Origin of the sequence: Brevibacterium picturae (genome assembly GCF_030453725.1) — a bacterium.
GTDB classification, from domain to species: domain Bacteria; phylum Actinomycetota; class Actinomycetes; order Actinomycetales; family Brevibacteriaceae; genus Brevibacterium; species Brevibacterium sandarakinum_A.
Window position 1 is genome coordinate 1 of the sequence record NZ_JAKDJU010000105.1, and the last position, 10649, is coordinate 10649.

The window sequence follows — 10649 nt, forward strand, 5'->3', positions numbered from 1 at the left end:
GGGCCACTCCGCCCTGAGCGCGGATGTCCGCGGGGACGCGTTCGAGCGCCATGACTGCCGAGGCTCCGGCGGCCTCCGCGATGCGTGCCTGCTCCTCATTGACGACGTCCATGATGACGCCGCCCTTGAGCATCTGTGCCAGTCCGGTATTGAGCAGGGTCTGTGTCTGTGTCATTGTCGTGCTTTCCGTTCGTGGTGAGCCCGAATGTGCGGGCGAGGTGATCGGTGAGAACGGCCGTTCACCACAAGACTAGATCCATATGTGGCTCAACATGAGTGCCAGAAAACATGAAAAGTTTTAGGCCAGTATGATCGACGCATGTCACCAGCACATCGCGGCGCTCAGCCTTCGGCACCGGCGGGAACGGTCCTGCCCCGAGCCGATGGCATCGCGCTGCCCATCGACATTGACCGCGAGGTGTCCATTCCGCTGCCTGACCAATTGGTGGCGGAGATCAGGAGACTCATCGCCGCTGGAGCAGTTCGCCCCGGTGAGCCGGTGCCCGCCAGCAGACGTCTGGCCGCTTACCTCGATGTCTCCCGTGGGACCGTCGAGACCGCGTACGCCCAACTCGTCGTCGAAGGGTTCCTCACCACGGCTGAACGCTCGGCGACACGGGTGAACCCGGAGCTGCCGAGCACGCCGCGCACACGGAATCCAGGTATGCGCCCACCACAGGTTCCACGCCGCAGGTTGCGCAGCTTCGTCGATCTGCGTCCCGGCTTCGGCGGCGACAACCCCCTGCAGGAGCCCGCCTTTCGCAGAGCATGGCGCGATTCGCTCGACATCGACCCCGGCCCGATCGATCCGCTGGGGCAGCCGCAGACCAGATGGGCGATCGCCGATCACTTGCGCCTGACGCGGGGGATGAGCGTCGACCCCGATGACATCATCCTCACCAGCGGGTCCCGTGATGGGCTGCGCCTGCTCCTGACAACGGGTGTCGAGGGTGCGATCGGTGTTGAGAACCCGGGGTTTCCGGGACTGCGCCAGGCCATGTCCGATCGCGATCTCCTCCCCATAGACACGACGCACCTGCCCGACGACACCGCTGACAACCTCGGCGCTGTCGTCGTGACCCCCAATCATCAGTTCCCGCACGGGACGACCATGCCCATCGACCGGCGGGTGCGACTCCTGGAATGGGCGCAGGCGACCGGCGTCATCGTCATCGAAGACGACTACGACAGCGAAGCCCGCTACGCCCGCACAGTGGTACCCACCCTCTACGACCTCGCTGTCTCCACGGACGCACCGGCACAGGTGGTCCACATCGGCACATTCTCAACCCTGCTGACATCGGCTGTCTCCACCGGTTACATCATCGCCCATGGAGACCTCGGCCACCGCCTGGGCGCGATGCGCACCGCCTTGGGGCCGGCGTTCTCTCCGGTGATGCAGACTGCGATCGCGTCCTACCTCAGTTCTGGAGGGCTGCGTCGCAGAATCTCCCGCGGGCGGCGCAGGCTCAGAGCCGCCGAGGCGGTCGTGGCCGAAGTCGGTGACATTCCCGGACTCGTCCACGAAGGGCGAACGCTCGTCATCGAATCGACCGAATCCATCGCCGCCCGACTGCGCACCGAGCTGGCCGAGCGGGGGATCCTCGTGGCCTCATTGGCAGCGGGCTGGAGTGCCGACAGCGATGTCAGACACGGCATCGTCATCGCCCATTCGAATGTGGAGGCCGCAGCGCTCAGGCAGGCGCTGGAGACCGTGCAGTCACTGTTGGGCGAGTCTGACCGGAGGTGATCGGACAGGGTAGATTGAGTAGGATCGGGGGATGATGAAATTCGGGTTCGTCGCCGATGGCGTCGTCAAAATGCTCGTCGCGGTCGCACTCTGCGCCTTTCTTCCCGCAGTCGAATCATTCCTGCTCGCACCCAGGTGGTTGGCGATCGCTGCGATCGTCCTGCTTTTCCTCAGCGGCGCCACGGAGATCTCCTACGGTGCCCGCAAGGGGCAGAAGAGCTACGTGAAGTACCTGGCGATCTTCGACTCGCTGTGGGTGGTCTCGACGATCATGGCCGTGATCTTCGCCGTCGTCGACAGCCCGGCTGCAGGCTACGTCTGGTTCGGCTTCATGGGACTCGGTTCGCTGGGCATCGCCGTGATCTTCACCACCGGGGCGAACGGTCCCGATTTCGCCGACGAGCCTTCTGACGGCACTTCAATCGAGTGACTGAACGCGAACACTCACCGGTTGAATGCGATGGCGGCGTGGTAGTCCGCAGGCAGCCCCGACTCCAGGTCGAAGATCTCGATGTCCGGGTGCGGGGAGTCGGGTGACGCGCCCGTACCGATGTAGTCCATTCCCGGATCTCGAGCCAGTCCTGTGCTCAGGGCCTTGAGGAAGGCTTCCTTGCGAGCCCAGACACGCACGAAGTCGGTGGCCAGATCGGACTGTGGGCCCTGTTCGAGTTCGGCTCGCTCCTTCGGGTGCAGCAGCGACATCGCCTCGGCGGCCACTGCGTGTTCGGGCACCGCTTCAAGATCCACGCCGATGGGATCGTCGGCGACGGCCACGAGGACCAGGCGCCTGGCCCGGGTGACGGAGAATTCGCATTCCTCGACTCGCGGCTTTCCTGCCGAGTCCAGGCGGATTTCGATGTCGTCCGGATCACGGTCCAGGTGCGTGCCGAGGACGTGGCGGAGGATGACTCGACCTGCGGCCCAGGTGGCAGCCGCATCGGGTTCGAACTCGCTCGCATAATTCATCTCCTGCTTCGTCAGCGAGGAGAGGTCGATGCGCGCCCATTCGGCCTCGGCATCGGTGTCGGCGAGGACGATGGTGGAATCGAGCTGAGTGGGCAGAAGGGTGAAACCGGGGTGGGATTCCATGTATCAGCGGCCCAGAGCCTTCTTGATCTTCTTGAGTCGGCGGCTGAGCACGAAGATGCGCACGGATCCGATGATGCCGGCGATGAAGATGCCGCCGATCGCGGCGAAGAGCATGGCAACGCCCAACGGCAGCTGGAACTGCCATCCGAAGTACTGGAAGTCGGCGGGGACGTTGTTCTGCAGAATGAAGATGAGCAGGAGGACGACGATCACGGCGCCGAGTATGAGGGAGATCCACATTCCGGCGGACATCCCCGACCCGCCCTTGAGCTGGGACAGGTCGGCGTTCTTGCCGGCAGGAGTCGGTTCCTGCTGAGTCGGGTCGGTCTGCTGTGTCGGTTCGACTTCTCGGGTGTCCCCGGTGGTCGAATCCTCGTCGCCGAGCAGGGACTGCGTCTCGGCCAGCAGCTCGTCGGGCGATTGGGATTCGCCACGGGGGTCTTGAGTACTCATGCGCCCATCATAGTCGCTGATGGGCGCATGAGTGAGGTGATTCGGATCAGACCTTTGCGCTCAGGGAGGCGATGATCTCATTGAGCGTTGCGGAGGGACGCATGGCCGAGTCGAGTTTGGCCTCATTCGGGTAGTAGTAGCCGCCCAGGTCGACCGGGTTGCCCTGCACCTCGAGGAGTTCGGTCGAGATCGTCTCTGCGTTGGTCTCCAGCGCTTCGGCAACAGGCGTGATGGCCTCGGCCAGGGGCTCATCCGTGGTCTGGGAGGCCAGCTCCTGCGCCCAGTAGAGCGTGAGGTAGAAATGGCTGCCACGGTTGTCGATCTCACCGACCTTGCGTGAGGGCGACTTGTTCTCTTCGAGGAACTTGCCGGTCGCGGCATCGAGCGTGTCGGCGAGAACTCCGGCACGGGCATTGCCGTGGACGTTGAACTCGTGACGGAATGATTCGGCCAGAGCGAGGAACTCACCGAGCGAATCCCAGCGGAGGTGGTTCTCCTCGATCAGCTGCTGGACGTGCTTCGGTGCCGAACCTCCGGCACCCGTTTCGAACAGACCGCCACCGGCGATGAGAGGAACCACGGAGAGCATCTTGGCAGAGGTGCCCAGTTCCAGGATCGGGAACAGATCGGTGTTGTAATCGCGCAGGACGTTGCCGGTCACCGAGATGGTGTCCTTGCCCTTCCGAATGCGATCGATCGAGAACTGGGTCGCCTCGATCGGGTTCATGATCCGGATGTCGAGGCCCTCGGTGTCATGATCGCCCAGGTACTCTTCGACCTTGGCCTTGAGGTTGCGGTCATGCGCGCGGGTCTCATCCAGCCAGAACACGGCTGGGGTTTCGGACAGGCGGGCGCGGGTGACTGCCAGCTTGACCCAGTCGCGGACGGGGACGTCCTTCGTCTGGCAGGCGCGCCAGATGTCACCGGCGGCGACGTTGTGGCTCAGCAGAACTTCACCGGCGGAGTTGACGACCTCGACGACGCCGTCCTGGGCGATCTCGAAGGTCTTGTCGTGGCTGCCGTATTCCTCGGCCTTCTGGGCCATGAGTCCGACGTTGGGAACCGTGCCCATCGTGGTCGGATCGAAGGCGCCGTTGGCACGGCAGTCCTCGATCACGGCCTGGTAGACACCGGCGTAGGAGGAGTCGGGGATGACGGCCAGGGCGTCCTGGGTTGCGTCGTCCTTGTTCCACATCTTGCCGCCAACGCGGATCATCGCAGGCATCGAGGCATCGACGATGACGTCGGAGGGCACGTGCAGGTTGGTGATTCCCTTGTCCGAGTCGACCATGGCCAAGGAGGGGCCTTCGTCCATGCCCTTCTCGAACCCGGCCTTGACGCCGGCGGCCACATCGGCAGGGAGGGCGTCGAGCCCGCCGAGGATGGCGGCCAGCCCGTTGTCGGAGGTCAGTCCCGCCTCGGCGAGGGCGACACCGTATTCGGAGTAGACCTCGGGGAAGAACGCCTCGATGACGTGACCGAAGAGAATCGGGTCGGAGACCTTCATCATGGTGGCCTTGAGGTGCACGGAGAACAGGATGCCCTCGTCCTTGGCCCGTGCGATCTGCGCCTTGAGGAACTTGTGGAGTTCGGCCACATCCATCTTGGTGGCGTCGAGGACCTCGTCGGCGAGGACGGGCAGCGCTTCCTTGAGCACGACGGTCTCGCCCGCCGCGGGGCGCAGGCGGATCTGCAGGGTGTCATCGGCCGGGATGACGACGGACTTCTCGTTGTCACGGAAGTCACCGGAGGCCATGGTGGCGACGTTGGTCTTCGAGTCCGAGGACCAATCACCCATCGAATGGGGGTGGGCCTTCGCGAAGTTCTTCACTGCCTGCGGGGCGCGACGGTCGGAGTTGCCCTCACGCAGGACCGGATTGACGGCCGAGCCCTTGGCCTTGTCGTAGCGGGCCTTGGCGTCGCGTTCATCATCGGTGGTCGGCTCGTCCGGGTAGTCGGGCAGTTCATAGCCCTGGGACTGGAGCTCGGCGATGGTGGCCTTGAGCTGGGGGACAGAGGCCGAGATGTTGGGCAGTTTGATGATGTTGGCTTCGGGCGCCTTGGCCAGCTCGCCCAACTCCGACAGAGAATCGGGGACCTGCTGGTCGGACGGGAGGCGATCGGTGAACTGCGCCAGCACACGCGCGGCGAGAGAGATGTCGCGAGTCTCGACCTCGACACCCGCCGAGGTGGCGAATGCTTCGATGATCGGCTTGAGCGAGTACGTCGCCAGAAGAGGCGCTTCATCGGTGCGCGTATAAATGATTTTGGCCATGGTGATGGACTACTCCACATCGTCTCGGGGTTTGACCTCACCATCCTACCGTTGCCGCCGATGGGCCCAGCTTCCCGGTAGGGTTCTGTCTCGTCACAGACAACACGACAATCATCACGAACGACAGAGAGAGGACGAAGGTGGCAAAGCTCTACTTCCGTTACGGGGCGATGAATTCCGGAAAGTCGACCGCTCTCCTGCAGGCCGCCTTCAACTACGAGGAGCGCGGCCAGCGAGTCCTGCTGGCCAAACCCCACATCGACACGAAGGGCGTCGGCGAGATCGTCTCCCGTCTCGGTGTCACCCGCGAGGTCGACTTCCTCATCCCCGCAGGCTCCGACGTGGAGACCATCTACCGCGAGCACGCGGACTATGTCGATCATGATGCCCTGCTCGAATCAATTGACACACCGAAACCGCACGTTGCCTGTCTGCTCATCGACGAGGCCCAGTTCCTCGAACCGATCCAGGTCGATTCGCTCATGCGCATCGCCACCAACGCCTCGGTGCCGGTGATGTGCTACGGCATCCGCACCGACTTCCGCACCAAGGCCTTTCCCGGCTCGGCCCGCCTGCTTGAGATTGCTCACACTCTCGAGGAACTCAAGACCATCTGTCGCTGCGGTCGCAAGGCCATGTTCAACGGCCGCCTCGTCGATGGGCGATTCATCTTCGACGGTGACCAGGTGGCCATCGACGGAAACGCCGTGACCTATGAATCACTGTGCCCACGCTGTTATCTCCAGTTCTCCGGCGGTAGGCTGAGTGCGGTGGTCTCCTGACCTTCGTACATCCCTCCTGACCTCGAACATCTCATCTGATCTCGAACCTTCCTAGGAGTTCTCATGCGCATCTGTGTCCACCCCCTCAATGACAATCCGGGTTCACCGGTCATCGTCTTCGGAAACGCCCTCGGCACCAGAGTGTCCCTGTGGGCAGCGGTCGCGGGCAGGCTGGCCGACGACTACCAGATCTACCTCTCCGACCTCCCCGGCCACACGCACCCGCGGACGGACGGCGAGGACTTCACCGTCTCAGAGCTCGCCTCCGGCCTCGTGAGCAGCCTGAGCGAGCTGGGGGTGGAGAAATTCACCTACTGCGGAGCATCGATCTCCGGCGGCATCGGCCTGACACTGGCACTGGACCACCCCGACTCACTGACCGGCCTGGTCGCCTGCTCGACCGCTGACAAGTTCGGCACCGCCGAAACCTGGGCCGAACGCATCAAGGACGTCGAAGAGGACGGCACCCGCGGCCAAATCGACGACACCGCCGATCGATGGTTCGCCGCCGGCTTCCTCACGGAGGACATCGCATCGGGACCAGCAGTCCTCACCGACCTCGCGCTGATCGACGATGCGGCCTACCTCGCCTGCGCTCGTGCCCTGACCCAGTACGATCTGACCGGTCGGCTCGAGGCCATCTCCACACCGACCCTGTTCATCGCAGGCGCACAGGACCCGAGCTGCACACCCGAGGCCATGACCGAGCTGTCGGAGCAGGTGAGCGAGTCCACGATTGCCGTCATCCCCGATGCGGCCCACCTGCCGATGGTCGAACACCCCGACATCGTCTTCGACCACATCGAGCAGTTCTTGAGTAGGGTGTGAAGTAGTCCGCCAGAATCCCACCTTGCTCGATGAGGAGCACAGATGACTCAGGAACGACATTCACCGACCGGCCACTCGACCGAATTCGATGAACTCTCCCCTGGGGAGAGGGCCCCTGGGTTCTCCCGACAGACGGTGCGCATCCGCTGGACCGGCTTCCTGCTCGGACTCATTCTGTCGACACTCGTCTATGCGGTGATGCCGGGCGGTGTCGATCACGGCGTGAAGCTGACGGCGGCCGTCGCCGTGCTGATGGCAGTCTGGTGGATGACCGAGGCGCTGCCCATCGCCGCAACCTCACTGCTTCCGCTCGTCGCCTTTCCCGTCTTCGGCACCGAGATTGAGATGAAGACTGTCGGTGCCTCCTACGGCAACCCGATCATCTTCCTGTTCCTCGGCGGGTTCCTCATCGCTCTGGCCATGCAGCGGTGGAACCTGCACCGGCGGATCGCCCTCATCACTCTGTCCATCATGGGCAACAAGCCGGGGCCGATGATCGCCGGCTTCATGATCGCGACCGGCTTCGTTTCGATGTGGGTCTCGAACACCGCCACTTCCGTGATGATGCTGCCCATCGGAATCTCGGTGCTGATGATCGTGAGCAAGGTCGTCGGGGGTGCCATCACCGACTCCGCCAACACCGAGGCGGACGAGACCGAGACAGATGAGACCGAGGAGGACGACAGCGGCCTCGGGACCGTGGTGAAGTCCAACTTCGGCACCGCACTCATGCTCGGCATCGCCTACTCGGCCTCGATCGGATCCCTGGGCACCATCATCGGCACACCACCGAACCTCTTCCTCGTCGGCTATCTCGAGGACAACCACGACATCTCCATCGGCTTCGGTCAGTGGATGCTCGTGGGAGTCCCGCTGGCGATCGTGATGATGGTCATCGCCTGGTTCCTCCTCGTCAAGGTGCTCTTCAAACCGGAGATCGACGAGATCCCCGGAGGCCGCGAGCTCATCCGCGACGAGCTGCAGAAGCTCGGCCCGATGTCGACCGGCGAGAAGCTGGTGCTGGGCATGTTCATCCTCGCCGCGGTCTGCTGGATCTCCCTGCCGCTGATCTTCGAGGAGCCGCCGATCAGCGATGAGGGCATCGCCATGGTCATCGGCCTCCTCCTCTTCCTCATCCCCGGCGGGGCCAACCGAGGGGTCCGCCTACTCGATTGGGAAACCGCGGAGAAGCTGCCCTGGGGAGTGCTCCTCCTCTTCGGCGGGGGCCTGGCCCTGTCCGCTCAGTTCTCCTCATCGGGGCTCACCGAATGGATCGGCGACTCCACGAGCGGCCTGGGGGTGCTGCCGACGGTCTTCATCGTCGCGATCTTCGCCCTGATCATCCTCTTCCTCACGGAGCTGACCTCGAACACCGCGACGGCCGCCACCTTCGTGCCCGTCGTCGGCGGCGTGGCGCTGGGACTCGACCTCGACCCGCTGCTGCTGACCATCCCGGTGGCCCTTGCCGCCACATGCGCGTTCATGCTTCCGGTCGCAACCCCGCCGAACGCCGTTGCCTACGGTTCCGGCTACCTGACTGTGGCGCAGATGGTCAGGGGCGGTGTGCTGCTCAATGTGATCGGCATCGTCCTCATCACGATCACCGTCTACGTACTGGCCGTACCAGTATTCAACATCATGCTCTGATCGACGATGAACATTGGCAGACTGGTGACATGACTCAACTCTTCTCACCCATGACACTGCGCGGCACCGAGATCGCCAACCGCATCTGGCTCGCTCCGATGTGCCAGTACTCCTGCGAGGCCGAGGACGGAATGCCCGGCACCTGGCACCTCGTGCACCTCGGTGCACGAGCCCAGGGCGGATTCGGGCTCATCCTCACCGAGGCGGCCGCTGTCCTGCCCGAGGGCCGGATCTCACCCCAGGACGCCGGCATCTGGAACGACGATCAGGCCGAGGCATGGTCCGAAGTCGCCGAATTCGTTCACTCCCAGGGCAGCCGGATCGGTGTGCAGCTGGCCCACGCGGGCCGCAAGGCGAGCACCTACCGTCCCTTCGAGGGCAACCCCCGCGGCAGCGTGCCCGAGTCCGAGGGCGGCTGGCCCGCGCTCGGTGCCAGCGCCATCGCCTACCCCGGATACGAAGCGCCGCAGGAGATGACGAAGGACGACATCGCCGAGGTGGTCGATGCCTTCGCAGCGGCCGCAGCCCGAGCCGTCGGTGCCGGGTTCGACCTGGTGGAACTCCATGCCGCCCACGGATACCTGCTCCACTCGTTCCTGTCCCCGCTGTCGAACGAACGCACCGACGAATACGGAGGCGATCTCGCCGGACGTTCACGACTGCTGACCGAGACCTATCAGGCCGTGCGCGAGGCGGTGGGGGAGGACGTGCCCGTTCTCGTCCGGCTCTCTGCCAGCGAATGGCGCGAGGGCGGCTTCGACATCGCCGAGGCGGTCGAGGTCTCCCGAGACCTGGGCGACCGCGGCGTCGACCTCATCGATGTCTCGTCGGGAGGCAACTTCCCCGTCAAGGTTCCGGTCGGACCCGGGTACCAGGTGCCGCTGTCGGCAGCGATCCACGCAGAAGGCGTGAGCACGGGAACCGTCGGCCTCATCACCGATCCGGAGCAGGCAGAGACGATCCTGGCCTCGGAGCAGGCGGACGCGATCTTCCTGGCCCGAGCGGCGCTGCGCGAACCGGCCTGGCCGCAGCGAGCAGCCCACGATCTCGGAGTCGAACCGGGACCGTATCCACCGCAGTACACACGAGGAGCATGGTGAACCGACAATGACGAATCTCATCGAGACCGAACACGTGATCATCCGCGACATCGCGGTGTCCGACATGGCCAACAACGTCTACCTGATCACGGCCAAGGAGTCAGGGGCCCAGGTCCTCATCGACGCCGCCGACGATGCCGACGCGATCACTGACCTCATCGCCTCCGGAGCCGAGGACACCTCGGCAGAACCGATGCTGCAGGCGATCATCACAACCCACCAGCACTGGGATCACATACGGGCGCTGCCTGCCACCTCGGCGGCCTACCCCGACGCCATGACGATCGCCGGCACCGACGATGCGGCCGCGATCACCACGGCCGAGGGCGTGGAGATCGCACGAGCAGTCGACCACCTCGACGTCGGTGATTTCGGCGGGTTCGTCCTGCAGGCGATCGGACTGCGCGGGCACACTCCCGGTTCGATCGCCCTGCTGCTGCGTGATGGGGGAGAGACCATCCTGTTCTCCGGTGACTCGCTGTTTCCCGGTGGTCCGGGCAAGACGTGGCACGAGGAGGATTTCGTCTCGCTCATGGACGACCTTCAGGAGCGGGTCTTCGACCAGCTGCCCGACGAGACCCGAGTGCTGCCCGGACACGGTGACGGTACGACGTTGGGCGAGGAACGGCCGAAACTGGCCGAATGGCGCGAACGCGGCTGGTGATCACCCGGGCAGGGCAGCGAAGCCGATAGCGGCCCAGACGACGGCGGCCACGAGTGCGGCG

General features: G+C 64.4%; 10 protein-coding genes and 1 pseudogene. 7 read left to right on the forward strand and 4 right to left on the reverse strand.

Features of this window, described 5'->3' with window-relative positions:
• Positions 1–175 (reverse strand): annotated as a pseudogene (locus tag L0G76_RS10835) (pyridoxal 5'-phosphate synthase lyase subunit PdxS); the annotation flags it as partial.
• Positions 176–319: 144 nt separating this feature from the next.
• Here L0G76_RS10835 and pdxR point away from each other — a divergent pair.
• A complete protein-coding gene (gene pdxR, locus L0G76_RS10840; protein WP_304357247.1) occupies positions 320–1750 on the forward strand; it encodes a MocR-like pyridoxine biosynthesis transcription factor PdxR in 1431 nt (476 codons plus the stop codon).
• A 31-nt stretch (positions 1751–1781) separates the two neighbouring features.
• Positions 1782–2180, forward strand: coding sequence for a hypothetical protein (locus tag L0G76_RS10845; RefSeq protein ID WP_304357248.1), 399 nt, complete (start codon positions 1782–1784; stop codon positions 2178–2180).
• Positions 2181–2194: 14 nt separating this feature from the next.
• Here L0G76_RS10845 and L0G76_RS10850 read toward each other — a convergent pair whose 3' ends face one another.
• The 3 genes from L0G76_RS10850 to L0G76_RS10860 are packed head-to-tail and all read right to left on the reverse strand — an operon-like array spanning position 2195 to position 5567.
• The gene (locus L0G76_RS10850) at positions 2195–2839 is read right to left on the reverse strand and encodes a 4'-phosphopantetheinyl transferase family protein (protein WP_304357249.1); all 645 of its coding nucleotides are present in this window, start codon (positions 2837–2839) and stop codon (positions 2195–2197) included.
• Between the two features lie 3 nt (positions 2840–2842).
• On the reverse strand, positions 2843–3292 hold the full coding sequence (locus L0G76_RS10855; protein WP_304357250.1) for a LapA family protein: 450 nt from the start codon (positions 3290–3292) through the stop codon (positions 2843–2845).
• A 46-nt stretch (positions 3293–3338) separates the two neighbouring features.
• Positions 3339–5567, reverse strand: a complete 2229-nt coding sequence (locus L0G76_RS10860) for an NADP-dependent isocitrate dehydrogenase (RefSeq protein ID WP_304357251.1) — start codon at positions 5565–5567, stop codon at positions 3339–3341.
• Between the two features lie 140 nt (positions 5568–5707).
• On the opposite strand from L0G76_RS10860, the gene L0G76_RS10865 reads away from it, so the two are divergent.
• The 5 genes from L0G76_RS10865 (at position 5708) to L0G76_RS10885 (ending at position 10588) form a co-directional block, all read left to right on the forward strand.
• Entirely contained in the window at positions 5708–6349 is a 642-nt protein-coding gene (locus L0G76_RS10865) for a thymidine kinase (RefSeq protein ID WP_304357252.1), read from the forward strand.
• A 63-nt stretch (positions 6350–6412) separates the two neighbouring features.
• Entirely contained in the window at positions 6413–7177 is a 765-nt protein-coding gene (locus tag L0G76_RS10870) for an alpha/beta fold hydrolase (RefSeq protein ID WP_304357253.1), read from the forward strand.
• A 42-nt stretch (positions 7178–7219) separates the two neighbouring features.
• The gene (locus L0G76_RS10875) at positions 7220–8824 is read left to right on the forward strand and encodes an SLC13 family permease (RefSeq protein ID WP_304357254.1); all 1605 of its coding nucleotides are present in this window, start codon (positions 7220–7222) and stop codon (positions 8822–8824) included.
• Between the two features lie 29 nt (positions 8825–8853).
• On the forward strand, positions 8854–9924 hold the full coding sequence (locus L0G76_RS10880) for an NADH:flavin oxidoreductase/NADH oxidase (protein WP_304357255.1): 1071 nt from the start codon (positions 8854–8856) through the stop codon (positions 9922–9924).
• Positions 9925–9931: 7 nt separating this feature from the next.
• Positions 9932–10588 carry an MBL fold metallo-hydrolase gene (locus L0G76_RS10885; RefSeq protein WP_304357256.1) on the forward strand — a complete coding sequence of 219 codons (657 nt, stop codon included), beginning with the start codon at positions 9932–9934 and terminating at the stop codon, positions 10586–10588.
• The last annotated feature ends 61 nt before the right edge of the window (positions 10589–10649 follow it).

Excerpts from the sequence above, each read along its gene's own strand:
- pdxR (WP_304357247.1), top strand. The coding sequence starts at position 320 with ATGTCACCAGCACATCGCGGCGCTCAGCCTTCGGCACCGGCGGGAACG.
- L0G76_RS10845 (WP_304357248.1), top strand. The coding sequence starts at position 1,782 with ATGATGAAATTCGGGTTCGTCGCCGATGGCGTCGTCAAAATGCTCGTC.
- L0G76_RS10850 (WP_304357249.1), bottom strand. The coding sequence starts at position 2,839 with ATGGAATCCCACCCCGGTTTCACCCTTCTGCCCACTCAGCTCGATTCC.
- L0G76_RS10855 (WP_304357250.1), bottom strand. The coding sequence starts at position 3,292 with ATGAGTACTCAAGACCCCCGTGGCGAATCCCAATCGCCCGACGAGCTG.
- L0G76_RS10860 (WP_304357251.1), bottom strand. The coding sequence starts at position 5,567 with ATGGCCAAAATCATTTATACGCGCACCGATGAAGCGCCTCTTCTGGCG.
- L0G76_RS10870 (WP_304357253.1), top strand. The coding sequence starts at position 6,413 with ATGCGCATCTGTGTCCACCCCCTCAATGACAATCCGGGTTCACCGGTC.
- L0G76_RS10875 (WP_304357254.1), top strand. The coding sequence starts at position 7,220 with ATGACTCAGGAACGACATTCACCGACCGGCCACTCGACCGAATTCGAT.
- L0G76_RS10880 (WP_304357255.1), top strand. The coding sequence starts at position 8,854 with ATGACTCAACTCTTCTCACCCATGACACTGCGCGGCACCGAGATCGCC.
- L0G76_RS10885 (WP_304357256.1), top strand. The coding sequence starts at position 9,932 with ATGACGAATCTCATCGAGACCGAACACGTGATCATCCGCGACATCGCG.